At 67.8% G+C, this 24,753-nt stretch carries 21 protein-coding genes; 10 read left to right on the forward strand and 11 right to left on the reverse strand.

The window, feature by feature from the left end; genetic code table 11:
• Positions 1-5 precede the first annotated feature (5 nt).
• The 5 genes from LXN00_RS01225 to LXN00_RS01245 are packed head-to-tail and all read right to left on the reverse strand — an operon-like array spanning position 6 to position 5,018.
• On the reverse strand, positions 6-638 hold the full coding sequence (locus LXN00_RS01225) for a DsbA family protein (RefSeq protein ID WP_234503496.1): 633 nt from the start codon (positions 636-638) through the stop codon (positions 6-8).
• A gap of 16 nt (positions 639-654) precedes the next feature.
• Positions 655-1,599: a polyamine aminopropyltransferase gene (gene speE, locus LXN00_RS01230; RefSeq protein WP_234503499.1), complete on the reverse strand. Its 945-nt coding sequence runs from the start codon at positions 1,597-1,599 to the stop codon at positions 655-657.
• A gap of 2 nt (positions 1,600-1,601) precedes the next feature.
• The gene (gene speD / locus LXN00_RS01235) at positions 1,602-2,003 is read right to left on the reverse strand and encodes an S-adenosylmethionine decarboxylase (protein WP_234503518.1); all 402 of its coding nucleotides are present in this window, start codon (positions 2,001-2,003) and stop codon (positions 1,602-1,604) included.
• A 22-nt stretch (positions 2,004-2,025) separates the two neighbouring features.
• Positions 2,026-4,641 carry a DNA translocase FtsK gene (locus tag LXN00_RS01240; protein WP_234503521.1) on the reverse strand — a complete coding sequence of 872 codons (2,616 nt, stop codon included), beginning with the start codon at positions 4,639-4,641 and terminating at the stop codon, positions 2,026-2,028.
• A gap of 8 nt (positions 4,642-4,649) precedes the next feature.
• Positions 4,650-5,018 (reverse strand): zinc uptake transcriptional regulator, encoded by a 369-nt coding sequence (locus LXN00_RS01245; protein WP_071677968.1) that lies wholly within the window; start codon positions 5,016-5,018, stop codon positions 4,650-4,652.
• A gap of 57 nt (positions 5,019-5,075) precedes the next feature.
• Between LXN00_RS01245 and LXN00_RS01255 the strand changes: the two genes are divergently transcribed.
• The 5 genes from LXN00_RS01255 (at position 5,076) to LXN00_RS01275 (ending at position 11,619) form a co-directional block, all read left to right on the forward strand.
• The gene (locus tag LXN00_RS01255; protein WP_234503523.1) at positions 5,076-6,086 is read left to right on the forward strand and encodes a YibE/F family protein; all 1,011 of its coding nucleotides are present in this window, start codon (positions 5,076-5,078) and stop codon (positions 6,084-6,086) included.
• Positions 6,087-6,101: 15 nt separating this feature from the next.
• Positions 6,102-7,226 carry a metallophosphoesterase family protein gene (locus LXN00_RS01260; RefSeq protein ID WP_234503525.1) on the forward strand — a complete coding sequence of 375 codons (1,125 nt, stop codon included), beginning with the start codon at positions 6,102-6,104 and terminating at the stop codon, positions 7,224-7,226.
• Positions 7,201-10,077, forward strand: a complete 2,877-nt coding sequence (locus LXN00_RS01265) for an AAA family ATPase (RefSeq protein WP_234503527.1) — start codon at positions 7,201-7,203, stop codon at positions 10,075-10,077. Before LXN00_RS01260 ends, LXN00_RS01265 begins: the two co-directional genes overlap by 26 nt.
• A gap of 92 nt (positions 10,078-10,169) precedes the next feature.
• Positions 10,170-10,547, forward strand: coding sequence for a CBS domain-containing protein (locus tag LXN00_RS01270; protein ID WP_234503542.1), 378 nt, complete (start codon positions 10,170-10,172; stop codon positions 10,545-10,547).
• An 85-nt stretch (positions 10,548-10,632) separates the two neighbouring features.
• Positions 10,633-11,619, forward strand: a complete 987-nt coding sequence (locus LXN00_RS01275; protein WP_234503545.1) for a pectinacetylesterase family protein — start codon at positions 10,633-10,635, stop codon at positions 11,617-11,619.
• Here the strand turns inward: LXN00_RS01275 and LXN00_RS01280 are convergent.
• Together LXN00_RS01280 and recG are read right to left on the reverse strand one after the other, a co-directional pair.
• Positions 11,573-12,349 carry a hypothetical protein gene (locus tag LXN00_RS01280; RefSeq protein WP_234503548.1) on the reverse strand — a complete coding sequence of 259 codons (777 nt, stop codon included), beginning with the start codon at positions 12,347-12,349 and terminating at the stop codon, positions 11,573-11,575. The two genes, LXN00_RS01275 and LXN00_RS01280, sit on opposite strands and share 47 nt — an antisense overlap.
• Positions 12,349-14,655 (reverse strand): ATP-dependent DNA helicase RecG, encoded by a 2,307-nt coding sequence (gene recG / locus LXN00_RS01285; protein WP_234503552.1) that lies wholly within the window; start codon positions 14,653-14,655, stop codon positions 12,349-12,351. Before recG ends, LXN00_RS01280 begins: the two co-directional genes overlap by 1 nt.
• 15 nt (positions 14,656-14,670) lie before the next feature.
• Between recG and LXN00_RS01290 the strand changes: the two genes are divergently transcribed.
• From LXN00_RS01290 to malQ, 5 genes are read left to right on the forward strand one after another with little or no spacing between them, the layout of a single operon-like run.
• Positions 14,671-15,885 carry a M16 family metallopeptidase gene (locus LXN00_RS01290; RefSeq protein WP_234503554.1) on the forward strand — a complete coding sequence of 405 codons (1,215 nt, stop codon included), beginning with the start codon at positions 14,671-14,673 and terminating at the stop codon, positions 15,883-15,885.
• Positions 15,875-17,095 carry a M16 family metallopeptidase gene (locus LXN00_RS01295; RefSeq protein WP_234503556.1) on the forward strand — a complete coding sequence of 407 codons (1,221 nt, stop codon included), beginning with the start codon at positions 15,875-15,877 and terminating at the stop codon, positions 17,093-17,095. Before LXN00_RS01290 ends, LXN00_RS01295 begins: the two co-directional genes overlap by 11 nt.
• Complete coding sequence (locus LXN00_RS01300) at positions 17,085-17,945, forward strand: DMT family transporter (protein ID WP_234503557.1); 861 nt, start codon at positions 17,085-17,087, stop codon at positions 17,943-17,945. The genes LXN00_RS01295 and LXN00_RS01300 overlap by 11 nt, the downstream gene beginning before the upstream one ends.
• A 17-nt stretch (positions 17,946-17,962) precedes the next feature.
• On the forward strand, positions 17,963-18,835 hold the full coding sequence (locus LXN00_RS01305; protein ID WP_234503559.1) for a 3-hydroxyacyl-CoA dehydrogenase family protein: 873 nt from the start codon (positions 17,963-17,965) through the stop codon (positions 18,833-18,835).
• Between the two features lie 41 nt (positions 18,836-18,876).
• The gene (malQ, locus tag LXN00_RS01310) at positions 18,877-20,379 is read left to right on the forward strand and encodes a 4-alpha-glucanotransferase (protein ID WP_234503562.1); all 1,503 of its coding nucleotides are present in this window, start codon (positions 18,877-18,879) and stop codon (positions 20,377-20,379) included.
• Between the two features lie 39 nt (positions 20,380-20,418).
• On the opposite strand, the gene sucD is transcribed toward malQ, so the two are convergent.
• Genes sucD through radA form a run of 4 tightly spaced genes read right to left on the reverse strand, consistent with a single transcriptional unit; the run spans position 20,419 to position 24,731 of the window.
• Complete coding sequence (gene sucD, locus LXN00_RS01315) at positions 20,419-21,285, reverse strand: succinate--CoA ligase subunit alpha (protein WP_234503563.1); 867 nt, start codon at positions 21,283-21,285, stop codon at positions 20,419-20,421.
• On the reverse strand, positions 21,282-22,418 hold the full coding sequence (gene sucC, locus LXN00_RS01320) for an ADP-forming succinate--CoA ligase subunit beta (RefSeq protein WP_418952981.1): 1,137 nt from the start codon (positions 22,416-22,418) through the stop codon (positions 21,282-21,284). The genes sucD and sucC overlap by 4 nt, the downstream gene beginning before the upstream one ends.
• A 43-nt stretch (positions 22,419-22,461) precedes the next feature.
• Complete coding sequence (locus tag LXN00_RS01325) at positions 22,462-23,466, reverse strand: PIN/TRAM domain-containing protein (RefSeq protein WP_234503585.1); 1,005 nt, start codon at positions 23,464-23,466, stop codon at positions 22,462-22,464.
• A complete protein-coding gene (gene radA, locus LXN00_RS01330) occupies positions 23,463-24,731 on the reverse strand; it encodes a DNA repair protein RadA (RefSeq protein WP_234503588.1) in 1,269 nt (422 codons plus the stop codon). Before radA ends, LXN00_RS01325 begins: the two co-directional genes overlap by 4 nt.
• Positions 24,732-24,753: the final 22 nt, after the last annotated feature.

Below are 24,753 nucleotides of genomic sequence, written 5' to 3' on the forward strand. Positions count from 1 at the left end.
TTGGCCTATTTCTGGGAAAGGGCCTGGTCCAGGAGGGCTTTCCATTCCTCGTAGGGCAGGAAGCCCGTGCGCTTCTCCCCGGCGATGAAGAAGGTGGGGGTTCCGGTGAGGCCGAGGTCGTTTGCCAGCTTCTGGTCCGCCAAAACGCCATCCCGGTGCCGCCCGGAGGCCAAGCAGGCCTGGAAGGCCTGGGTGTCCAGGCCCAGTTGCCCCGCCAGGTCCACCAAATAGCGGTCCAGGACCTCCCCCGCCAGGTTGCCCCAGGCGCTCGCCGCGCGGAAGAGGACCTCGTGGTACTCGTAGTAGCGCCCCGCTTCGCTGGCGCAGGCGGCGGCCTCGCTCGCCCGGATCACGTTGGCCTGGCCGGGGAAGGGGAAGTCGCGGAAGAGGTAGCGCACCTTGCCCGTGTCTATGTACTCCGCCTTCAGCCGGGGAAGGACGTTCAGGGCGTGGTTCTGGCAGTGGGGGCAGAGGTAGTTGGAGAAGTCCACCACCACCACGGGGGCGTCCTCCCGCCCCAAGGCGAAGCGGGCCCCCTGGGTGGGGTCCAGCCCCGCCTTGCCCTTGGGTCCCCACAGGATCCAGCCCAGGCCCAAAAGGGCCAGGGCCACCACCAGGAGAACAATAGCGCGCGGCATGGGCTTACTCTACCACCTACCGGATGTAGGGCGCTTGGCGGGCGTCCCCTTCTGGGGTGACGTAGAAGGGGTTGGCGTCGGTGGAAACCATCTCCTCCTTGTCCAAGGCCTCCTGCAGGTCCTTGGGCAGGACGAACATGGCCTCGAGGTAGGGGGCGTTCAGGTGGCGCAAGGGGAGGTTCCGCTCCCGGATGCGGGCCTCTATGACCCCTTCGGAGAAGGCGGCGGGGTCAAAGGCGTCCGAGGCCAGGAGGAAACCGAAGTTTAGGAAGAAGCCCGGGATATGGTTCTTGTAACTCCGCACGTAGCGGAAAGCCTCCCGCACCGTGCGGTGGACCACGGGGTGGACCCGGTGGTGGGTGAGCATGATCATCCCCGCCTGCATCCCCATCACCCCGCCCGGGTTCAGGTGCGCCTTCACCAGGCGGTAGAACTCCACAGTGTAGAGGAGGCGGGCCGGGTTGTCCTCCCCCACGGGGTCGGTGAGGTCAACGATCACCACGTCGTAGGCGTCCTGGGTCCGCTCCAGGTAGGCCCGGGCGTCGTCAATGACGAGGACGGTCCGGGGGTCGTCAAAGGCCCCCTGGTGCCATTCGGGCATGTGCTGCTTGGCCACCTCCACGAGCTCCCCGTCAATGTCCACCATCACCGCCCTTTCCACCGTGGGGTGGCGGAGGACCTCCCTCAGGGTCGCCCCCTCCCCGCCCCCCACGATGAGCACGGTCTTGGGCTCGGGGTGGGCGAGCATGGCGGGGTGGACCAGGGTTTCGTGGTAGATGTACTCGTCCTTTTCCGTGCTTTGCACGTCCTTATCCAGGATCAGCACCTTGCCGAAGCCCTGGCTCTCAAAGAGGAAGTAGTCCTGGTACCGGGTGCGGCCCGAGGCGATGACCCGCTCCATGCGCCGCACCATGGTCTCAAAGGGGGTGATGTGTTCAAAAAAGTACATGCCGTATTCCATCGCTAACCTCCTTGGTTGCCCGCAAAGCTCCGGCGCCGGATGGCGTGCTCCGTGCCCCGCCAGTAGCGGAAGGCGGACTCCTCCTTGGCCCCAAAGGCCCGGGAAAGCCCCTTGAGGACCTCCTCCGGGTCCACCCCGTCCCGGTAGAAGTAGAGGTCCAAGGTGGCGGAGGCGTTGTCCTCGGGCCAGGTGTGGATCATCACCGCCGCCACCGGGCTCACCACGGCGGCGGAAAGCCCCTGGGGGTGGAACTTGTAGACCACGGACTGGGCCGAGTCCTTAGGGGCCCCCAGGCGCATCACCGCATCCAGAAGGGCCGCCTCCACCATCTTGGGGTTTTCCAGCACGTCCAGATCGCAGCCGTAAATCTCCGCTACCCAGCGCCCACCCGGCACCATTTCCACAAGGGGCCATGATAGCACACCCCTAGCCGAAGAAGTCCTTGAGTTGCTCCTTGGTGATGAGGACCTCCCGGGGTTTGGAGCCCTTGGGGGGGCCCACGATGCCCATGGCCTCGAGGGCGTCCATCAGCTTTCCGGCCCGGGCGTGGCCGATGGAAAGCCGGCGTTGCAGTCGGCTCACCGACCCGTAGCCTTCCTCCACCACGATCTCCGCCGCCTTCTTCAGGAGGGGGTCGGAGAAGTCCACCTCTCCCGGCCCGGTACCCTCCGGGGCCTTGGGGGGTTCAAAGTCGGCCCCGTAGGCCTCGGCGAAGCGGTCCTCAAAGCTCTGCCCCCGCAGGTACCCGGCCAGGCGGGCCACCTCCTCCTCGGAGAGGTAGGGCACCTGGAGGCGCACGGGCTTGGTGAGGCCGGGCTGGTGGAAGAGGGCGTCCCCTTGGCCGATGAGCTTCTCCGCCCCTTGCGTGTCCAGGATGGTGCGGGAGTCAAAGCCGCTGGCCACGGCGAAGGCCAGGCGGGCAGGGATGTTCACCTTGATGAGGGAGGTGAGGATGTCCACGCTGGGGCGCTGGGTGGCGAGGATGAGGTGCATCCCCGTGGCCCGGCTCATCTGGGCGAGGCGGAGGATGGCCGCCTCCACCTCCTTGGGGGCGGTCATCATCAGGTCGGCGAGCTCGTCCACCACGATGACCAGGTAGGGCAGGGTTTCGCCCCCCTCCTTCTCCATCTTGGCGTTGTACTGCTCCAGGTTCCTGGCCCCCACCTGGCTCATGAGGCGGTAGCGCCTTTCCATGTGGGCCACCGCCCCTTGCAGGACCCCGGCGGCCTCCTCGGGGCTCGTCACCACGGGGCGCACCAGGTGGGGGATGCCCTCGTAGGGGGTGAGCTCCACCATCTTGGGGTCAATGAGGAGGAGGCGCAGGTGGGTGGGGAGGTGTTTGAAGAGGAGGCTTGCGATGAGGACGTTGATGGCCACGCTCTTCCCGCTTCCCGTGGACCCGGCGATGAGGAGGTGGGGCATCTTGGCCAGGTCCCTTACCCAGATCTCCCCCTCAATGCTTTTGCCCAGGACCAGGGGCAGGAGGGCCTTGGCGTTTTGGAAGCTTGGGGAGAGCACCGCCTCGGAGAAGCGCACCAGCTCCCGCTTGGGGTTCGGCACCTCCAGGCCCACGGTGTGCTTCCCGGGGATGGGGGCCTCAATGCGCACCGCCCCCACCGCCAAGGCCCGGGCCAGGTCGTTTTGCAGGCTTTGGATGCGGCTGATCTTCTCCCCGGGGGCGGGGAGGAGCTCGTAGCGGGTGACCGAGGGCCCCCGGGCGTGGCCCACCACCTCCGCCTGCACGCCGAACTGCTTGAGGGTTTCGGCGATGGCCCCCTTGAGCCTTTCCGCCTCCTCCTCCAGGGCGCGGAGGTGGCCCTTGGGCTCGGGGGGGTCAAGGAGCCCGGGGGTGGGCAGGGTGAGGGCGGTGCTCGGCGCCACCGCCACCCGGACCTCCCCTTGGGGGCGGGGGGGGTCTTTGGGGGGCGGGGTGGGTTCGGGGAAGACCAGGTCCAGGTCAAAGGGCTCGGGTTCGGGCTCCGCCCTGGGGGCTTCCTTGGCCTCCGAAGGCGAGGGTGGGGGGTTGCCGGTGAGGAGGGCCTTGAGGGCCTCCTTCTCCGCCTCGGGCCCAAGGGTGAGGAAGGGGAGCCAGCGGGATAGCTCCTCCTGGCGGGCCTCCAGGTCCTCGAGGAGCCCCGCCACCTCCTCCCAGCGCCCCCGCCGCTCTTCCCGCAGTTTGCGGCCCAGGAGGAGGCCCCTAAGGGAAGGGGTTAGCCGGGGAAGGGTTTGCAGGGCTTTAAGCCGCGCCTTTAGGGCCTGGACCTCCAGGTATAAGGCGGCGCGCCGCTCCTCCAGGGCCTCCCGCAAGGGCCCTTCCCCCGGGATGGGGGCCTTGAGGGCGCCCTCCAGGGCGAGGAGCCTGGGCTCGAGGGGCCTTTGGTCCGCTTCCATTTGGCGCCTAAGCTCCGCTACCCGTTCCTCCAAAAACCTTCGCAAGGCCCCTTCCACCTCGGGGAGTTCCTCGGGGGCGAGGCTTTTGGCCAGGGCATGGAGGGCGGCGTGCTCGGGGTAGAGCCGGGCTAAGGCCCGGATTCTCTGCCGCAAGAGGAGGGCTTTTAGCGCCTGCCGCGTCCGCCGCACCCCCTCCACCCCCTTCCGCATCCCCAAAAGGAGGAGGGAGAAGGGGGGGCGGGAACGCCAAAGGTCCAGGACCAGGCTCCCGAGGAGGAGGGGCGCCAGGAGGCCCAAGGCCCCCGCCCGTTCCTCCAAAAGGCGCCTAAACCCTTGGCCCCATTCCCCCGCCAAGGGCCCCGCCAGGGGGAGGAGGCTAAAGGCGAGGAGGTAGGCGAAAAGGAGGTGGCGGAGGAGGGGCTTGAGGGGCTTTTGCCGGTACAGGGCCACCGCCAGGAGGAAAAGGCTTGGGGGAAGGAGGTAGCCGGGCAGGCCCACCGCCCGGTAGAAGGCGCCCAAGGCCTCGCCGAGGGCTCCGGTGTCCAGGGGGAGGAAGGGGGAGGAGAGGAAGATGGCCAGGGCCCCGAGAAGGGCGACGTAACCCTCCCGCTCGTACCCACGGCTAGCCTTGGCGGGCTTCCGCTTGGCCATCGGGACGATTATAAGGCGCACTCCGGGCAACGGCCATAGACCGTGACCTCGTGGTCCTCGGCCTGGAAGCCGGGGGGGAGGTGGGTTAGGGCGAGCTCGCACCCCAAAAGCTCAAACACCCGGCCGCACCGCCGGCAGAAGAAGTGGTGGTGGTGCTCCAGGCCGGCGGGCTCGTACCGGGGGGGCTCGCCCGGCAGGGCCACGGGGGTGAGGAAGCCTTCCTCCACCAGGGCCTTGAGGTTGCGGTAGACGGTGGCGAGGCCCAGGGAGGGCACCTTCTTCCGGGCCAGGGCCAGGACCTCCTGGGGGGAGAGGGGCCTTTTCGCCTCCAAGAAGGCCTCCCGGATGGCCCGCCGTTGCTTGGTGGCCCGCTCCATGCCCCTTAGCATACAATCTGAGAAGCTCCTTTCATCTTCCCGGGCTAGAGTGGGGGCATGTGGCAAGGGCTTTTCCTTTTTCTCCTCCTTTCCGCTTGGGCCGCGGGGGAAGGAGGCTACCTTTTGGGGCAGATCCTGGCCCTGGACCCGGCGCGGGGCGTGGCCCAGGTGCGGGTGGCGGAAGGGGTCCAGGAGGCCCTCCTTCCCGCCGACGGGGGCGGCTTCCGGGTGGGGGAGCGGGTGGTCCTCTACCGCGAGGGGGGAAGGCTTTACGTCACCGAGCCCGACCGGTTTCCCCACCTTTTCCTTCTCCTCGGCCTCTTCGCCCTTTTTGCCCTCCTCCTCGGGCGGGGAAAGGGGTTTAGGGGGCTTTTGGGCACCTTCATGAGCCTTCTGGTGGTGGTCTACTTCGTGGTGCCCCGGGTGGCCTCGGGGGGAAACCCCCTTCTCTACGCCTTCTTGGGGAGCGTGGGCGTGCTCTTCCTCACCCTTTACCTGGTGCACGGGGTGAACCGCAAGACCACGGCGGCCCTCCTCGGGACCCTGCTCTCCGTGGCCTTCGTCCTCCTCTTAGCCCTTTTTTTCACCCGGGCCATGGGCTTCACGGGCCTCGCCTCCGAGGAGGCGCTTCTCCTCCGGCAGTGGGGTGGGGTGGACCTCGTGTCCCTGTACCTGGCGGGGGTGGTGGTGGGGGCCTTGGGGGCCCTCACGGACGTCACCGTCACCCAGGCGGCGGTGGTCCAGGCCCTAAGCCACGCCAATCCCCACCTGGGGCTTTGGGAGCTCTACCGCCGGGGGATGGAGGTGGGGTACGACCACATCGGGAGCCTGGTGAACACCCTGGTCCTGGCCTACGCCGCCGGTTCCTTGCCCCTTTTCCTCCTCCTCACCAAGGACCCCACCCCCTTGCGCTTCCTCCTCAACACCGAGCCCTTCGCCGCCGAGCTCGCCAGCATGGTCTTGGGCTCGTTGGGGCTTCTCCTCGCCGTGCCCCTCACCACCTGGGTGGCGGCCTTGGCCTTCCGCGGGGGGCGGGGCGGGCCGCCGGACCACGCCCACCCCCACTAGGGCATAATGGGGGCGATGCGCCTCCTTCACACGGCGGACTGGCATTTGGGAAAGCTATTAAAAGGTGTGGACCGCACCCCGGAGATCGGCGAAGCCCTGGAGGCGCTTCTTTCCATCGTCAAAAGCGAGGGGGTGGACCTGGTGGTGGTGGCGGGGGACCTCTTTGACCGGCCCCAGGTTTCCGCCGAGGCCGAGGCTTTGGCGGTGGAGTTTTTCCTAAGGCTTCGCGAGCTTGGGGTACCCGCCCTGGTCATCGCCGGGAACCACGACCCCAAGGAGCGCCTCGAGGCCCTCTCCCCCCTCCTCGCCCTGGCCGGGGCCACGGTGCGGGGCCGGCCCCTTTTTCGCGAGGAGGGCGGCGTGGTGGAGGTGAAGGGCGTAAGGGCGGCCCTCCTCCCCTTCGTTTCCGAAAGGGTGCTCATGAAAAGGCTTTGGCAGGAAGCGGAGGAGCGCCACCGCACCTACGCCGAGAACATGCGCCGCATCCTGGATAACCTGGCGAGCCCCCTCATGCTGGGGCACTTCGCCGTGGAGGGGGCGAGGCCCGGGGGAGGGGAGTTCGCCTTCCACCTCTCAGAGAGCTACGCCGTGCCCGTTTCCGCCCTGCCCACCGCCGCCCGGTACGTGGCCTTGGGCCACCTCCACCGCCAGCAGCAGGTTTCCGAGGCCCCCTTGGCCTGGTATTCGGGAAGCCTCATCCAACTGGACTTTGGCGAGGGGGAGGAGGCGGAGCGGGGAGCCCTTCTGGTGGAGCTTCCCCCTTCGGGCCCGGCCCAAATCCATCCCATCCGGGAGCGCTGGGGCAAGCCGTTAAGGACCTACCGCCTGGCCCCCGAGGCCTTGGATGGGCGGCTAGAGGAAATCAAGGGCTTCCCCGGCTACGTGCGGCTCGTCATAGAGGGGAGGCTTTCCCCGGCGGTGAAGGAGCGGCTTTTCCAGGCCCTGCCCAACCTCCTCGCCGTGGAGACCGCCGGGGCCTTGTCCGAGGAGGTCCAGGGCCAGGGAGGGGCGGAGCTTGGCCTTCTGGAGGCGTACGCCCGCTACCTGGAGGAGAAGGGGCGCAAAGAGGAAGCCCTTGTGGGAGGCTTGAAGCAGGTCCTGATGGAGGTGGAGCTTGCGGCCCTTGCGCCTGGAGCTTGAGGGGTTCGGCCCCTACCGGGAACGCCAGGAGGTGGACTTCTCCGACGTGGAGCTTTTCGCCATCACCGGGCCCACGGGGAGCGGCAAGAGCACCCTTTTGGACGCCATCGCCTTCGCCCTCTATGGCCGCGTGCCCCGGGTGGGCCGGGAGGTGGCCAACCTGGTGCACCCCGCTTTGGGAGAGGCCCGGGTGCGCCTCACCTTCCAGGTGGGGGAGAGGGTGTACCGGGTGGAACGGGTGAGGGGCAAGAGGGGCGAAGGGCGGCTTTTTGAGCTGGGGGCCTGGGGCGAGCGCCTGGTGCCTTTGGAAACCCTGGACCGGCTCAACCAGGGGATTGCGGACCTCCTGGGCCTCTCCTACGAGGCCTTCACCCGCGCCCTCCTCCTGCCCCAGGGGGAGTTTGACCGCTTCATGAAGGGGGAGGCGAAGGAAAGGCGCCAGATCCTTTTTGACCTCTTTGAGCTCACCCGCTTAAGGAAGGCCCGGGAGAGGGCGTCCGAGCGGCGAAGCGCCCTCTTGGAGGAGAAGGGGCGCCTGGAGGGGGAGCTTGCCGGCTTGGAGGGGGCTACCCCGGAGGCCTTGGAGGCCTTGGAGGCCGAACTGGAAAGGGCCCAAGAGGAGGCTGCGGCGCTGGAGGGGGAAAAGGCCCGGCTCGAGGGGGAGGTCAAGAAGTGGGAGAAGCTAGTCCAGGACCTGGAGGAGCGCCAGGCCCTGGAGGCGAGGCGAGCCCGCCTGCAGGCGGAAGCCCCCGCCATGGAGGCCCTGCGGGAGCGCTTGGCCCGGGCGGAGGAGGCGGCGCGGGCCCTTCCCCTTTGGCAGGCGTATCGGGAAAAGGAGGCGGCCCTTAGGGGCACGGAGGCGAAGCTTGGGGAGTGGGAAAGGGAACTGGCCCGCTTGGAGGAAGAGCGGAAGCTCCTTGCCTTTGACCCCGAGGCCCTGAGAAAGGCCCGGGAGGCCCTCCTGGAGGCCCAGGGGTTGAGGGCCCAAGAGGCTCTTTGGCGGCGGGTGGGCGTTAGGGAGCACCCCAAGCCGCGCCTAGACCCCAAGGCCCTGGAGGCCCTTTTGGAAAAGGAGCCCCTTCTGGAAGAGGAGGTGCGCGCCCTCGAGGCCTGGGCCAGGGCCGAGCAGGCGCTTCGGGATGCAGAGGCGGCCTTGGATAGGCTCAAGGAGGAACTGAAGGCGGTGGAGGCCCAGGGCAAGGCCAAACGGGAGGAAGTTTCCGCCCTGGAGGAGGCCCTAAAGGGGGCGGAGGCCCACGCCCTAAGGGAGGAGCTTGTGGCCCTCCAAGGGGAACTAGGCCGCCTCCTTCAGGAGAAGGCCCGTTTGGAAGGGGAGCTTGCCAAGCTCAAGGAGGCGGAGAGGCGGCAGGGGCTATTGGCCTACCACGACCTTCTGGAGCCGGGAAAGCCCTGTCCCCTTTGTGGCGGCGTGGTCCACGCCCTGCCCCCAAGGCCTGAGGGTCTGGACCTTTCGGGAAGGCGAAACGCCTTGGAGAAGGCCTTAAACGAGGTCTTGCGGACGCTTGGAAGCCTAGAGCGGGATGTTTCCGAAAAGGAGAAAGCCCTAAAGGCCCTAGGGGTGGAGCCCAAGCCCGGGGACCTCGAGGCCCTCAGGCAGGCCCATCTAGAAGCGCAAAGGGACCTGGAGGACCTGCGGGGCCGCTACCAGGAACTTAGAGGAGAGCTAAAGTCCAAGGAGACGGCGGTGAGGGAGCTAAGGCAAGAGGAATCCCGCCTCCGCCAAGGCCGGGAAGGGGAGGCGGAGGCCCTCCTCGCCGAGGCCCAGTCCGCCCTGGCTGCCCTTCGGGAGGAGAAGGCCGCCTTGGGGGCCGGGCTACACCGCCACCTCCAGGAGGCCACCCGGGGCCTGGGGGTGGAGGCCCACCTGCGGGCCCTCGCCGATGAGGTGAAGGCGCTAGAAGAAAAGGAGAAGAAGGACCGGGCGCTTTCCCAAAAGGTGGAGGAGACCCTCCGAACCCTTTCCGCCTTGCGGGCCAAGAAGGAGGAGCAAAGGAAAGCCCTCGCCGAGGCGGAGGCTTCCCTCCAAGGGCTTTTGCCCGAGGAAGAGGCGAAGCGGTTCCACCTTTCCCCTGAGGAGGAGGCGGCCTTGAGAAGCCGCCTTCAGGGCCACGAAAAGGAGCTCGCCGAGGTGGAGGCCCGTTGGCGCGCCCTGCCCCCTTTACCCGAGATCCCCTTGGAGGAGGCGAGGGCTCGCCTTGGGAAGGCCCAGGAGGCCCTCAACCGGACCCACGAGGGGCTTCGGGAGCTGGGGGAAAGGATGGCCGTTCTGCGGGACCGGGCGAAGACCCTGCGGGAAAATCTGCAAAAGCGCCGGGAGCTGGAGGGCCGGCTGGCGCAGGTGGTGCGGGAGGTGGACCTGTGGGACAAGCTCGCCCGCGACCTCCAGGACAACCAATTCCCCGCCTATCTCCTGGGCCTCAGGCAACAAAGCCTGGTGGAGCGGGCCGACGCCCTCCTCGTCACCCTTTCGGGCGGGCGGTACCGGCTCCTCGCCAAGGAGGACGAGTACGAGGTGTACGACCTCTGGACCGAGGCCCGCCGCCCGGTGAAGACCCTTTCCGGGGGGGAGAGCTTCCTCGCAAGCCTCTCCTTGGCCCTGGCCCTTTCCGAGGAGCTTTCCCGGGGCCGTTTGGGGGCGCTCTTTTTGGACGAGGGTTTCGGCACCCTGGACCCGGAGACCCTCGAGGTGGTGGCCGGGGTATTGGAAAGCCTTCCCACCCGGGGCAGGCTCGTGGGCGTGGTGACCCACGTGGAGGCCTTGGCGGAAAGGCTTCCCGCTAGGCTCCGCGTGCGCAAGCACCCCTCGGGTAGCCGGGTGGAGTGGGTCTAGGGGACGGATGTCCCTGGCCAAGGGCATACCCCTTTGGGTACCTTGAGGGTGCCCGGAAAGCCTTCCCCGAGGTTCGGGCAAGGAGGTGTCCCGTGAAAAAGGCCAAGGACATCATGTCCACCGAGGTGGTGATGATCCAAGGTTCGGCCACGGTGAAGGAGGCCATCAACCTCATGAAGGAAACGGGCCTCCGCGCCCTTATCGTGGACCGCCGGAACGAGGAGGACGCCTACGGCATCGTCACCGAGACGGACATCGTCTACAAGGTCATCGCCTACGGCAAGGACCCCTCCACGGTCCAGGTGCACGAGATCATGACCAAACCGGTGATTACGGTGAACCCCGACCTGGGGGTGGAGTACGTGGCCCGGCTTTTCGCCAACACCGGCATCCGCCGCGCCCCGGTGATCCAGGGCGAGGTCCTTGGGATCGTTTCCGTGAGCGACATCCTGCGCAAGGCGGTCTTTTAGGGAGAGGGGTCCTTAGGGGCGGCCTTGGGGCCGCCTTTTCTTGACTCGGTCCAAACCCTCTTTTAGACTGGGGGCGGAGGTGGAAATGAAGCGGCTTCTAGCCCTCCTTTGGCTTTTGGGTTTGGCCTTGGCCCAGGGGCTTGCCCTCTGGCAGGCGGTGGAGGTGCCGGGCGGGGTTTGCGCCGACGGCTCCCCCTACCGCTTTTACGTGAGCCCGGGGGACCCGAAGAAGGTGGTCTTGGACTTTCAAGGGGGCGGGGCCTGCTGGGACGCCGCCACCTGCGGCCCGGAAAGCCGCACCTACCGCAAGCGGGTGGACACGCAAGAGCTCGCCCTCGCCCAGGGCATCTATAACCGCCTGAGCGTGGCGAACCCCTTCTACGGCTGGACCCACGTCTTCGTCCCCTACTGCACCGGGGACCTCCACGTGGGCAGGGCCACGGTGGACTACGGGGGCTACCGGGTGCACCACCAGGGGGCGCGGAACGTGCAGGCGGTGCTGGAGTACCTTTTCAAGAACCACACCAACCCGGAGCGGGTCTTCGTGACCGGGTGTAGCGCCGGGGCCTACGGGGCGGTCTTCTGGGCGGACAAGGTGCTTGCCACCTATAAAAACGCCCAGGTGGCGGTCTGCGGGGACGCCGGGGTGGGGGTGCGCACGGAGGGCTTCCCGGGGTTCGCCCGCTGGAACCCCCGGTTGCCCGAGCTCCCCGGCCTCGCCCCGAACCCCGAGGTTGCGGAGATCTACCTGGCCTTGGCCCGGGCCTACCCGAAGGCGGTCATCGCCCAGTACACCGCCGTCCTGGACGGTACGCAGATCTTCTTCTACGCCCTCATGAAGGGCGAGGCCACCCCCTCCGAGGCCACCGCCCGGGAATGGGCCCTGAAAGCCCAGGAGGCGGTGCTCCGTCCGGCCCAGGCGGAGAACTACACCTTCTACCTGGCCCCGGGGGGCCAGCACTGCATCCTGCCGAGGCCCGAGCTCTACACCTTGAAGGTGGGGGAGGTGAGCTTCCTGGACTGGCTTAGGGGGTTGGCGGAGGGGAAGGCGTCCCCTCGGGTGCGGCCTTGAGGCCGAAGCCGGCGAACCAGTCCTTTAGCCCGGGGTAGAGCGCCAAAAGGAGGCGGTGGCCCTTCCTCCGGTCCAGGGGGGCCGCCGCCAAAAAGGTTTTGAGGAGCCGGTCGCCGTCTTCCCGGAGGAGCGCTTCCGCCTTTAGGGTGAACTGGGCCTGGAACCAAAGCGCCCCCGCCAACCCCCCCCGCCTTCTCTCGTAGGCGGAAAGGCTCGTTTTGGGGGGTGCCAGGCGGGCGAGGTAGCGGCACCAGGCGAGGAGGTTTTCCGCCAGGTGGGGCCAGGCCTCCTTCAGGGCCAGGAGGAAGAGGTAGTTGGCGAAGAACTCGTCCAGCCACCTGGCCCCGGTGCGGAGCCGCCAGGCCACCTGCACGGCGTGGGCGTACTCGTGCCCCAGGTTGAGGTCCAAGAAGGCGGGGATCTCCCCGGGCGGGGGGCCCAAGGGCAAGAGGGCTTCCCGCAGGCGGTGGAGGAGCCTTTCCGGGTAGGTCAAGGGCGCATAGAGGGCGAGCCCCTCCTTTCCCGCATGCTGGAAGGGGAGGCCATAGGGGTAGGGAACCCGGGCCCGCCAGTCCTTTTCCGAGAGGACGTAGAGGGTCACCTGGGGCAGGGGGGCGTAGCGGGCGTAGGTTTCCCCGAGGGCCAGGAGGTAGTCCCTGAGGGCCTTGGCCCGGAGCACCCCCCCTTCCGAGGCGAAGGCGGGGAGGAGGGGGTGGGGGAGGGCCCGCATCAGATCACTTCCCTAAAGCCGATGCGCGCCGCCTGGGCCCTGAGCTCCTCCTTCAGGGCCTGGTGCTCGGGCCGGGAGAGGTCCGGGTCGGCCTCGAGGATCCGCTTGGCCAGGGCCCGGGCCCGCTCAATGATCCCCGTGTCCTCCGCCAGGTCGCCGAGCTTGAGCTCGGGGTAGCCCGACTGCCGCGTGCCCCTAAGCTCCCCCGGGCCCCTTAGCTTCAGGTCCATCTCGGCGATGTAGAAGCCATCGGTGGACTCCTCCAAGACCCGAAGCCGCTTCAGGGTCTTCTGGCTCGCCTCCCCCGCCAGGAAGATGGCGTAGCCCGGTAATCCCCCCCGGCCTACTCGGCCCCTTAGCTGGTGGAGTTGCGCCAGGCCGAAGCGCTCGGCGTTCTCCACGATGATGAGGGTGGCCTTGGGGATGTCCACCCCCACCTCAATCACCGTGGTGGATACCAGGAGGTCAAAGGCCCCCTGGCGGAAGGCCTCCATCACCTCCTCCTTCTCCCGGGCGGGCATCTTGCCGTGGAGGAGGGCCATGCGCACCTCGGGGAGGAGGGCTTTGAGCTCCTCGTAGAGGGTTTTCGCCGCCTTCAGGTCCAGTTCCTCGTTCTCCTCAATGGCCGGGGCTACCACAAAGACCTGGTGGCCCTTTCGCACCTCCTCCCGGGCGAAGGCGTAGGCCTGGAGGCGGAGGCGGTGGGGGAGGACCTTGGTCTTTACCGGGGTGCGGCCCGGGGGCATCTCGTCCAGGACGCTCACCTCCAGGTCCCCGTAGAGGGTGAGGGCCAGGGAGCGGGGGATGGGGGTTGCGGACATGACCAGGACGTCGGGGGGCACCCGGGCCATCTTGAGGAGGGCCCGCCGTTGGAGGACGCCGAAGCGGTGCTCCTCGTCCACCACGGCGAGGCCAAGGTCCCGGAAGGCCACCCCCTCCTGGATGAGGGCGTGGGTGCCCACGGCCACCTGGGCCTCCCCCGCCGCCAGGCGCCCGATGGCCGCCTCCTTCTCCTTGGGGCTCATGGAGCCCAGAAGGAGCTCCACCCGCACCCCCAAGGGGAAGAGGTAGCGGGTGAGGTTTTGGAAGTGCTGCCGGGCCAGGATCTCCGTGGGGGCCATGAGGGCCCCTTGGGCCCCGTTTTGCGCCGCCAAAAAGAGGGCGAAGGCCGCCACCACCGTCTTCCCCGAGCCCACGTCCCCCTGGAGGAGGCGGGCCATCTGCCTCGGGCTTTGCATGTCCTCGGCGATCTCCCCCATGACCCTTTCTTGGGCCCGGGTGAGGGGGAAGGGGAGGGCCTTCTTGAAGGTTTCCACCCAGGCCTCCTCCACCCGGAAGCTCCGGCCCAGGACCATTCCCCCGGCGTCCAAAAGGGCCTTCAGTTCCAAAAGGAGGTACTCGTCAAACTTGAGCCGCAGGAGGGCCCGCTTAAGGGCCTCCTCGTCCTCGGGGAAGTGGATGTTTTTGAGGGCTTTGCTGTAGTCCTCTAGGCCCTCCGCCTCCCGGTAGGGCCCCAAAGGGTCTGGAAGGGGCAGGGCAAGTTCCAGGGCCCGGTGGACCGTGCGCCGGAGGAAGGCCTGGCTGATCCCCTCCTTGGCGGGGTAGATGGGGACGATGCGCCCGGTGGAGAGGGACTCGGTGCCCTCGTCCTCAAAGTGCTCCACGAAAAGCTGCACGCCTCCCCGCCGTTGCACACGGCCCGTGACGATCAGGGTGGTGCCTTCCTCTATTTGGGAGAGGACCCAGGGCTGATTGAACCAGACCAGGGTGAGGCGGAAGCCCCAGGCGTCCTGGGCCTTCACCTGCACCACCTGCATGCCCTTCTTGGGGGTCTTGATGAGCTCCTTGCTAAGCACCTTCACCTGCAAGGTGGCCTTCTTGCCGTCCTCCAGAAAGCGCACCCCGGGGAGGGTGCGGCGGTCCTCGTAGCGGCGGGGGTAGTACTGGAGGACGTCCCGCACCGCGTGGAGGCCGAGCTCGGAGAGCTTCTTGCGGCTTTGCGGGGGGGCGAGGCGGTGGGCGGGCTCCTCGAGGCCCAGGCGGGAAGGGGGAGGCGTGGGCTTCTCCTGGGAAAGGCCGTCCTGGAGAAGGCGGATGGCGGCTTCCAAGACCTCTTTCCGCGCTTCCGGGGTTTTGGCCCCGTAGCCCTGGAAGAGCCGCTGGACCTCGGGGAAGGGCCGGGCCAGGTTCGCTATCAGGCTCTCCAGGCCCCCCACCACCACCCGGTCCTGGGCCCCGTCCTTGAGCTCGCGAAGAAGGGGCCTGAGAAGCCTTTCCTTAAGTTCCCCTTCCCTCACGCTCCCCATGATACCCTTAGGCCTGTGAGCCGCGTGGAGCGACTGCCGAATGGCCTCCTCCTGGCCCTGGAGGAAAGGGACTACCCAGGGGTGGCCTTCCAACTTTTGGTCCCCGCCGGGGCGGTGAACGAGCCCGAGGGGCTTTTGGGGGCGAGCACCCTCCTGGAGGGGTGGCTTTGGAAAGGGGCAGGGGAGCTGGACGCCCGGGGCCTGGCGGAGGCGCTGGACGCCTTGGGGGTGCGGCGGAGTAGCGGGGCGGGGCTAGAGTACACCGCCTTCGCCGCCGCCTTCCTGCCCGAGGTGCTGGAGGAGGTCTTCCGCCTCTACGCCCTCCTCCTCACCCGCCCCCGCCTCCCCGAGGAGGGGTTTGAGGCGGTGCGGAGCGTGGCCCTTCAGGCCCTCCTTTCCCAGGAGGACCAACCGGCGCGGAAGCTCTTCTCCGAGCTTCGCCGCCACGTCTTCCTCTCCCCCCACGGGCGCGACCCCTTGGGGGAGGAGGAGAGCCTGAAGGGGGCGAGCCCCGAGGCGGTGCGGGAGGACTTCCGTAGGCGCTACACCCCCAAGGGGGCCATCCTGGCGGTGGCGGGGGGGGTTTCCTGGGAGAGGCTCTTGGCGGCCCTCGAGCCCCTTTTGGCCTGGGAGGGGGAGGAGGCCTTTTACCCTACCCCCAGGCTCTCCGAGCCCCACCGCTTCGCCCTGGACAGGCCCACGGCCCAGGTGCAGATCGGCTTGGCCTACCCCGACGTGGGGCCGGAAGACCCCAACTTCTACGCGGCGAGGCTCGCCCTGGAGGTCCTCTCGGGGGGCATGGCTAGCCGCCTCTTCACGGAGGTGCGGGAGAAGCGGGGCCTGGTCTACGCCGTCTCCGCCTTCCCCGCCGGGGTGAGGGGCCAGGGCCTCCTCATGGCCTACGCCGGGACCACCAAGGAGAGGGCGGGGGAGACCCTGGCGGTGATGCTAAGGGAGATGGAGCGCCTACAGGAAGGCGTGGAGGAGGAGGAGCTCGCCCGGGCCAAGGTGGGCCTGAAGACCGCCTTGGTCCTGGCGGACGAGTCCATCCGGAGCCGGGCCGCCTCCATGGCCCGGGACCTCTTCTACCTGGGGCGGGTGCGCCCCCTGGCGGAGATTGAGGCGGCCATCGCTGGGACGGGCCTCGAGGCGGTGAACCGCTTCTTGCGGGAGCACCCCTACCGGAACCCTTGGGTGGGGCTCCTGGGGGAGGTGAGCCATGTTTCGTGAAGCGGAGCTAAAGAACGGCCTTAAGGTCATCGCCGAAGTCCTGCCCGAGGCCCGCAGCGTGGCCTTGGGCTACTTCGTGAGGACGGGGGCCCGGGACGAGCGGGAGGAGGAAAGCGGGGTCAGCCACTTCCTGGAGCACATGGTCTTCAAGGGGCCCGAGGGGATGGACGCCCTTTCCGTGAACCTGGCCTTTGACCGCCTGGGGGCCCAGTACAACGCCTTCACCTCGGAGGAGGCCACGGTCTACTACGGGGCGGTGTTGCCGGAGTTCGCCTTTGAGCTTCTTGCCCTCTTCTCCAAGCTCCTGCGGCCCGCCCTCCGCCAGGAGGACTTTGACACGGAGAAGAAGGTCATCCTGGAGGAGATCGCCCGCTACCAGGACCGCCCCGGGTTCATGGCCTACGACTGGGCCCGGGCCCGCTTCTTCCAGGGCCACCCCTTGGGGAATAGCGTCTTGGGCACGGTGGAGAGCATCACCGCCCTCACCCGGGACCAGATGGCCGCCTACCACCAAAGGCGCTACCTTCCCAAGAACATGGTTCTGGCCGCCACGGGCAGGGTGGACTTTGCGAGGCTTCTGGAGGAGGCGGAGGCCCTCACGGCGGACTGGCCCCAAGGCGAGGCGGAAAGGACCTACCCTCCCCTTAGCCCGGCCTTGGGCGTGGAGGAGCGCCCCTACGAGAAGGCCCGGGCGCTTTACCTGGTGGGGCTATTCCCCGGGGTGGCCTACCAGGAGGAAAGCCGCTTTGCCGCCCAGGTCCTGGCCCATCTCTTGGGGGAGGAGGGCTCGGGGAGGCTGCACTTTGCCTTGGTGGACCGGGGCTTGGCGGAGGTGGCCTCCTTCGGCCACGAGGAGGCGGATAGGGCGGGCTTCTTCCACGCCTACGTGCAGGCGGACCCCGAGAACAAGGAAAGCGTCCTCGCGGCCCTAGAGGAGGAGCTTTCCCGTCTGCGGCGGGAAGGGGTGGGGGAGGAGGAGGTGGAAAGGACCAAGACCCCCTTGGCCACCGCCTTGGTCTTCGCCGGGGAGACCCCCATGGGCCGGCTCTTCCACCTGGGGATGGAGTACCTCTACACCGGCCGCTACCTCTCCCTGGGGGAGCTCAAGGAGCGGATTGGCCGGGTATCCGCTAGGGAGGTGAACGCCCTCTTGGAGGAGGGGCTCTTGGACCGGGGCCTCTACTATCTGGTCGTGCCCCATGGAGCCTAGGGCCTTAGGGGCGGCGCTTCTCACCATCCTCTTTTGGGCGAGCGCCTTCGCCGGCATCCGGGCCGGGCTTCAGGGCTTCGCCCCGGGGCACCTCGTGCTCCTCCGCTTCCTCGTGGCGGGGGGCGTGCTCCTCTTGTACGCCCGCCTCCGGGGCCTACGCCCGCCCAGGCGGGAGGACCTGCCCCGGCTTTTCCTCCTGGGTTTCCTGGGCATCACCCTTTACCACACCGCCTTGGTCTACGGGGAGCTCACGGTGAGCGCCGGGGCGGCGAGCCTCCTCATCGCCACCGGGCCGGTCTTCACCGCCATCCTCTCCTACTTCTTCCTGGGGGAAAGGCTCAGGCCCCTCGGGGTCTTGGGCTTGGGCCTAGCCCTTCTGGGCTCGGGCCTCATCGCCTTAGGGGAGGGGGGTGGGGTGGCCTTCAGCCCGGGGGCGTTCCTCATCCTGCTTTCCGCCCTGGCCACCTCCTTCTACTTCGTCCTGCAAAAGCCCCTCTTCGCCCGCTACCGGAGCGAGGAGATGACGGTCTACACCTTGGTCCTGGGCACCCTGCCCCTTTTGGCCTTCCTCCCGGGGTTGGGCGAGGCCCTAAGGGAAGCGCCCAGGCCGGCCCTTTGGGCCGCCTTGTACCTGGGGGTGTTTCCCGGGGCCTTGGCCTACCTCACCTGGACCTACGCCCTTTCCCGTACGCCGGCCTCGAGGCTCTCCTCCTTCCTCTACCTCTCCCCCCTCTTGGCCCTCCTCATCGCCTACCTCTGGCTTGGCGAGGTGCCTTCCCCCCTTTCCCTGGTGGGCGGGGGGCTTGCCCTTTTGGGCGTCCTCTTGGTGAACCTCCGGGGCGTAAAATAGCCCCCGAGAGGTGGCCTATGGAGGTGAAGACCATCGGCGTGGTGGGGGCGGGCCAGATGGGAAGCGGCATCGCCCAGGTGGCGGCCCAGGCGGGGTACGAGGTGGTGCTGGTGGACGTGGCGGAGGGCTTCTTGGAACGGGGCTTAGCCGCCATCCGCCGCTCCTTGGGGAAGTTTTTGGAAAAGGGGCGCCTCAGTCAGGAGGCCTACGAGGAGACCCTTGGCCGCATCCGGACAAGCCTTGCCCTCGAGGCCCTCGAGGAGGCCGACCTCATCGTGGAGGCCATCGTGGAGGACGAAGGGGAGAAGCGGCGGCTCTTTGAGCGCCTCTCCACCTTGGCCAAGCCCGAGGCCATCCTGGCCAGCAACACGAGCTCCATCCCCATCACCGCCTTGGCCCGCTATTCCGGGCGGCCCGAGCGGTTCATCGGCATGCACTTCTTCAACCCCGTGCCCCTCATGCAGCTCGTGGAGGTGATCCGGGGGGAGCTCACCGCCCCGGAAACCCGGGACGTGGTGGTGGCGGTGGCGAAGCGCATGGGGAAGACCCCCTTGGAGGTGCAGGACTACCCGGGCTTCATCTCCAACCGCCTCCTCATGCCCATGATCAACGAGGCCATAGAGGCCTTGCGGGAAGGGGTGGCCAGCAAGGAGGCCATTGACGGGATCATGCGCCTTGGGATGAACCACCCCATGGGGCCCCTGGAGCTTGCCGACTTCATCGGCCTGGACACCTGCCTGGCCATCATGGAAGTGCTCCATAAGGGCTTCGGAGACGACAAGTACCGCCCCTCGCCCCTCCTTCGCCGCATGGTGCAGGCGGGGCTTTTGGGGCGCAAGGCGGGCAGGGGCTTTTACACCTACGACGAGAAGGGCAACAAGGTGGGTTAGGGGGGCTGGAAGCCTTTCCACGTAGGGGGTAGACTGGGGGCATGGACCTACCCCGCGCCTACGGTTTGCTCCTCCACCCCACGAGCCTTCCGGGCCCTTGGGGCGTGGGGGTGTTGGGGGAAGAGGCCCGGGCCTTTCTCCGCTTCCTGAAGGGAGCCGGGGCCCGCTACTGGCAGGTTCTGCCCCTCGGCCCCACGGGCTATGGCGACTCCCCCTACCAGTCCTTTAGCGCCTTCGCCGGGAACCCTTACCTGGTGGACCTAAGGCCCCTGGCGGAGCGGGGCTTCCTCCGGCTGGAAGACCCCGGTTTCCCGGAGGGCAGGGTGGACTACGGGCTCCTTTATGCCTGGAAGTGGCCCGCCCTACGGGCGGCCTTCCAAGGCTTCCGCCAAAAGGCCTCCCCGGAGGAGCGGGAGGACTTCGCCCGCTTCCGGGAGGAGGAGGCCTGGTGGCTCCGGGACTACGCCCTCTTCATGGCCCTCAAAGCCCACCACGGCGGCCTACCTTGGAACGCCTGGCCCCTCCCCCTGAGAAGGCGGGAGGAGCGGGCGCTTAGGGAGGCGGAAGCTTCCTTGGCGGAGGAAATCGCCTTCCACGCCTTCACCCAGTGGCTCTTTTTCCGCCAGTGGGGCGCCCTCAAGGAGGAGGCCGAGGCCTTGGGCATCGCCTTCATCGGGGACATGCCCATCTTCGTGGCCGAGGACTCCGCCGAGGTCTGGGCCCACCCCGAGTGGTTCCACCTGGACGAGGCGGGGAAGCCCACGGTGGTGGCAGGGGTGCCCCCGGACTACTTCTCGGAAACCGGGCAGCGCTGGGGCAACCCCCTTTACCGCTGGGAGGTTTTGGAACGGGAGGGCTTCTCCTTCTGGATCGCCCGTTTGCGGAAGGCGTTGGAGCTTTTCCACCTGGTGCGCATAGACCACTTCCGGGGCTTTGAGGCTTATTGGGAAATCCCCGCCTCCTGCCCCACGGCGGTGGAGGGGCGCTGGGTCAAGGCCCCGGGGGAAAGGCTTTTCGCCCGCATCCGGGAGGTCTTCGGAAGGGTCCCCATCCTGGCGGAGGACCTGGGCTTCATCACCCCCGAGGTGGAGGCCTTGCGGGACCGCTTTGGTCTGCCCGGGATGAAGGTGTTGCAGTTCGCCTTTGACGACGGGATGGAAAACCCTTTCCTCCCCCACAACTACCCCGAGCACGGGCGGGTGGTGGTCTACACCGGCACCCACGACAACGACACCACCCTGGGGTGGTACCGCACCGCCACGCCCCACGAGCGGGACTTTATGGGGCGGTATCTGGCGGACTGGGGGATAACCTTTAGGGAGGAAACCGAGGTGCCCTGGGCCCTTATGCGCCTCGGGATGATGTCCCGGGCCCAGCTTGCCGTCTACCCCGTGCAGGACGTTTTGGCTTTGGGGTCCGAGGCGCGGATGAACTACCCGGGAAGGCCAAGCGGCAACTGGGCCTGGCGGCTCCGGCCGGGGGAGCTGGGCGAGGTGCACGGGGAGAGGCTTTTGGCCATGGCGGAGGCCACGGGCCGAACGTGAAGGGGGCCCCAAGCGGGGCCCCCCTGGGGCTTAGGCCCCTTAGCCCAGGGCCTTTTTCACGAGCTCCACAATCTCGTCAATGGTGTCCGCCACGGGGATGCCCGCCTCGGCGAAGGCCCTGAGCTTGGACTCCGGGGTGCCCACGTTCCCCATGATGATGGCCCCGGCGTGGCCCATGCGCTTCCCCTTGGGGGCGGAGCGGCCGCCGATAAAGCCCACCACGGGTTTTTTCATGTTCTCCTTCACCCAGGCCGCCGCCTCCTCCTCGTCCGAGCCCCCGATCTCGCCGATGAGGACCACGGCCTCGGTCTCGGGGTCCTCGTTGAAGAGGGGGAGAAGGTCCTTGAAGGTGGTGCCGATGACCGGGTCGCCGCCGATGCCCACGGTGGTGGTGGTGCCGATGCCCGCCTGGGATAGGGCGGCCGCCGCCTCGTAGGTGAGGGTGCCCGAGCGGCTGATGAGCCCCACCTTGCCCCGTTTGAACACGTGGCCCGGCATGATGCCGATCTTGGTTTCCTCGGCGCTGATGATGCCCGGGCAGTTCCCCCCGATGAGGCGGCTACCCAGGGCCTTGATCTCCGCCACCGCCTTCACCATGTCCAGGGTGGGGATGCCCTCCGTGATGAGGACGATGAGGGGGATGCCGGCGTGGGCCGCTTCCAAGGCGGCGTCCGCCGCCATGGGGGCAGGCACGAAGATGATGGAGGCGTCTATGGCGTGGTGGGCCACCGCCTCCTTCACGGTGTCGTAAACGGGTAGGCCGAAGACCTCGGTCCCCCCTTTCCCCGGGGTGACCCCGGCCACGATCTTGGTGCCGTAGTCCAGCATCTGCTTGGTGTGGAACTGCCCTTCCCGGCCGGTGATGCCTTGGACCAGGACCCGGGTTTCGCGGTTCACCAGGATCACGCCGCACCTCCCACCATGGCCACGATGGCCTTAGCCGCTTCTATGGACGTGGGGTACATGTAGATGGGCTTGCCTTCCAGAAGCCGCTTGGCCTCCTCCTCGGCGGTGCCCGCCACCCGCATGACCACCGGTTTGGTGAGAAGCCCTTCCTCCAGGGCCCGGATCACCCCCTTGGCCACCTCGTCCGCCCGGGTGATGCCGCCGAAGATGTTGATAAAGACCCCCTTCACATCGGGGTCTTTAAGGACCACCTTGAGGGCGTTGTAGACCACTTCGGCCTTGGCCCCGCCCCCGATGTCCAGGAAGTTGGCGGGCCTGCCCCCCACCCGGTTCACCAGGTCCAGGGTGTACATCACAAGCCCGGCCCCGTTTCCAATGATGCCGATGTTGCCGTTAAGCTTCACGTAGGCGAAGCCGTAGTTGCTGGCCTCCACTTCCAGGGGGTGTTCCGCCTCAATCTCCCTTAGCTCCGCCAAATCGGGGTGGCGGAAGAGAGCGTTATCGTCCAGGACGATCTTGGCGTCGGCGGCCACCACCTGGCCGTCCGTGGTCACCACCAGGGGGTTGATCTCGGCGATGGAGGCGTCCACCCCCTCGTAGGCGCGGTAGAGGGCCACCAGGACCTGGGCTAGCTTGTTGAGGTTGCCCTCGAGGCCCGCCCGCTTCACCATCTCCCGGGCCTCAAAGGGACGGAACCCCTTGTGGGGGTCAATCCAGAACTTGTGGATGGCCTCGGGGCGTTCCGCCGCCACCTCCTCAATGTCCACGCCCCCCTCCTTGGAGAGCATGAGGACCACCCGCTTCTGCGCCCGGTCCAGGATGAGGCCGGCGTAGTACTCCTTGGCGATGTCCACCGCCTCGGCCACCAGGACCTTTTTCACCGTGAGGCCCTTGATGTTCATGCCCAGGATGGCCTGGGCCTTCTCGTAGGCCTCCTGGGGGGTGTCGGCGAGCTTCACCCCGCCCGCCTTGCCTCTCCCGCCCACGTGCACCTGGGCCTTGATGACCACCCGCTTGCCGAACTCCTCGGCGATGCGCTTCGCCTCGTCTGGGGTGTAGGCCACCTTGCCGGGCGGCACCGGCACCCCGTAGCGGGCCAGGATTTCCTTGGCTTGATACTCGTGCAGGTTCAAGCTCCACCTCCTCGGCCGGCCAAGGCCGAGGGGCATTATACTCCTAGGCCTCGTGAGCGGGACGGGCGAAGAAAAGGCGGCCCACCTGGGTCTGGATGGCCTGGGTCACCACCACCTCAATCTCCTGCCCCCGGTAGCGGATCCCCCCGTCCACCACCACCATGGAGCCGTCCTCCAGGTAGCCCACCCCCTGGTGGGGCTCCTTCCCCTCCTTGAGGATCAGGAGCTTCAGGGTGTCCCCCACCTGGAGTTGGGGCCTTAGGGCCTGGGCCAGGGCCTGGACGGAAAGGGCTTTTACCCCGTAGATGCGGGCCATCTGCAAGAGGGCGAGGTCGTTGCTCACGAGGGCGGCCCCCAGGTCCCGGGCCAGGAAGAGGAGCTTCTCGTCCACGCTTTCCCCCTTGGGGGTTTCCTCTAGGACCTCGAGGGGGACGTGCTCCTTGAGCTTTTCCAGGGCCTCGAGGCCCCGCCTTCCCTTGGCCCGCTTGAGGGGGTCTTGGCTGTCGGCGAAGTGCTGCAGCTCTTTGAGCACGAAGTGGGGCACATAGAGGGGCCCTTCCAAAAACCCCGTGGCCGCCACCTCGGCGATGCGCCCGTCCACCAGAACGCTCGTGTCCAAGAGCTTGCCCCCCTTGGCCCTTTCCGGCCGGGGCAGGCGCAGGTAGTCCCGGTAGCCCAGGGCCAAGTAGGAAAAAAGCCCCACCAAAAAGAGGGCGAGGAGGAGGCTATGGTAAGGGGAGAAGCCCGGCACCTGGGAAAGCAGGGTGGTGAGGAGGACCGTGAGGAGAAGGCCTAAGGTGGCCCCCAGGGTCAGGGCCACGGGCACCTCGGGAGGGAGGTCCTTTAGGCGGCGCAGGGGCCTTTCCGCCAGGGCCTCCAGCCTCGGGACGAGGAGGACGCCGGCGAGAAAGCCCGCCAGGAAGAGGTAGAGCCGGTTGAGGGAAAGGAGCCCGGCGGAGCGGGGAAGGAGGCCCAACCCCTCCAGGACCACCGCCAGCTGGTAACCCAGGAAAGCAAAGAGAAGATACAAGAAGACTTGGCCGCTCATTCCAGGTACCTCTCCACGGCCTCCTTCAGGCCCCGGGTGTTCCCGGGGTGGAGGAAGCGGGAAAAGCCCGCCCGCTCCCCTTCCTTAAGCCGCCTCTCCAGGCCCACCACGTTCCGCACCTCGCCGAGAAGCCCCACCTCTCCCACCACCGCCAGGTCCTGGGGAAGGGGCTTACCCACCACCGCAGAATACACCGCCAGGGCCACGGCCAGATCCAGCCCGGGGTCCAGCACCCGAAGCCCCCCCGCCAGGTTCACGTAGACGTCCAGGTTGCCCAGGGGGAGGCCGAGCCGCCTCTCTAGCACGGCGAGGACCATGTCCACCCGCCTCCCGTCTAAGCCCTGCACCACCCGGCGGGGAGCGGGGAAGGGGGTCTTGGCCGCCAGGGCCTGGACCTCGAGGGCCAAGGCCCTTTCCCCGGCCAAGGCCAGGGCGATGGCGCTTCCCGGCACCCCAATGGGCCTTTCCAGGAGGAAGGCCTCGGAAGGGTTTTTCACCTCTAAAAGCCCCCCTTCCTCCATGCGGAAGACCCCAAGCTCCCCCACGGGGCCAAAGCGGTTCTTGGCGCTCCGGAGGACCCGGTACACCCCAGCGGTCTCCAGGTAAAGGGTGGCGTCCACGGCGTGCTCCACGCTCTTGGGCCCCGCCACCACCCCTTCCTTGGTCACGTGCCCCACCAGGACCACCGCCGTGCCCGTGGCCTTAGCGAAGCGCACAAACGCCCCCGTGGCCTCCCGTACCGCCACCAGGCTCCCGGGGCTTCCCCCCGCCTCAATGGTCTGGATGGAATCCACGAAAAGCGCCTCGGGCGGCGTGCGTTCCAAGAGGGCCAAAAGGGGCTCCAGGCGCGTTTCCTTTAGGAGGAGAAGGTCATCTAGGCCGAGCCGCCGGGCCCGGAGCTTGATCTGCGCCGGGGACTCCTCCCCGGCCACGTAGTACACCTCCCGGCCCATGCGCTTGGCCATCTCCAGGAGGAGGGTGCTCTTGCCCACCCCAGGCTCGCCTCCCAAGAGCACCACCTCCCCCGGGACGAACCCCCCGCCCAGCACCCGGTCCACCTCCGCAAGCCCCGAGGAAAAGCGCCGCTCCTCCCCTTCGTCCACCTGGGAAAGGGCAAGGAGGGAGGCCGCCTCCTTTGGGGCTTCCCGGCGGGTGGTGGGGGCCACCTCTTGGAAGCTTCCCCAAGCCCCGCACCCCGGGCACCGGCCCAGGGGCTTGGGCGTGCGGTAGCCGCACTCCACGCAGGCGTATGCGGTCTTGGCCATGGTCAAAAAGAGGGGAAAGGGC

Source organism: Thermus brockianus (assembly GCF_021462505.1).
Taxonomy (GTDB): domain Bacteria; phylum Deinococcota; class Deinococci; order Deinococcales; family Thermaceae; genus Thermus; species Thermus hydrothermalis.

Coding starts and splice junctions, on each gene's coding strand:
- LXN00_RS01300 (WP_234503557.1), top strand. CDS start 17,085: ATGGAGCCTAGGGCCTTAGGGGCGGCGCTTCTCACCATCCTCTTTTGG.
- malQ (WP_234503562.1), top strand. CDS start 18,877: ATGGACCTACCCCGCGCCTACGGTTTGCTCCTCCACCCCACGAGCCTT.
- radA (WP_234503588.1), bottom strand. CDS start 24,731: ATGGCCAAGACCGCATACGCCTGCGTGGAGTGCGGCTACCGCACGCCC.
- LXN00_RS01305 (WP_234503559.1), top strand. CDS start 17,963: ATGGAGGTGAAGACCATCGGCGTGGTGGGGGCGGGCCAGATGGGAAGC.
- LXN00_RS01275 (WP_234503545.1), top strand. CDS start 10,633: ATGAAGCGGCTTCTAGCCCTCCTTTGGCTTTTGGGTTTGGCCTTGGCC.
- LXN00_RS01260 (WP_234503525.1), top strand. CDS start 6,102: ATGCGCCTCCTTCACACGGCGGACTGGCATTTGGGAAAGCTATTAAAA.
- LXN00_RS01280 (WP_234503548.1), bottom strand. CDS start 12,349: ATGCGGGCCCTCCCCCACCCCCTCCTCCCCGCCTTCGCCTCGGAAGGG.
- LXN00_RS01225 (WP_234503496.1), bottom strand. CDS start 638: ATGCCGCGCGCTATTGTTCTCCTGGTGGTGGCCCTGGCCCTTTTGGGC.
- speE (WP_234503499.1), bottom strand. CDS start 1,599: ATGGAATACGGCATGTACTTTTTTGAACACATCACCCCCTTTGAGACC.
- LXN00_RS01255 (WP_234503523.1), top strand. CDS start 5,076: ATGTGGCAAGGGCTTTTCCTTTTTCTCCTCCTTTCCGCTTGGGCCGCG.
- LXN00_RS01295 (WP_234503556.1), top strand. CDS start 15,875: ATGTTTCGTGAAGCGGAGCTAAAGAACGGCCTTAAGGTCATCGCCGAA.
- LXN00_RS01325 (WP_234503585.1), bottom strand. CDS start 23,466: ATGAGCGGCCAAGTCTTCTTGTATCTTCTCTTTGCTTTCCTGGGTTAC.
- LXN00_RS01240 (WP_234503521.1), bottom strand. CDS start 4,641: ATGGCCAAGCGGAAGCCCGCCAAGGCTAGCCGTGGGTACGAGCGGGAG.
- LXN00_RS01245 (WP_071677968.1), bottom strand. CDS start 5,018: ATGGAGCGGGCCACCAAGCAACGGCGGGCCATCCGGGAGGCCTTCTTG.
- recG (WP_234503552.1), bottom strand. CDS start 14,655: ATGGGGAGCGTGAGGGAAGGGGAACTTAAGGAAAGGCTTCTCAGGCCC.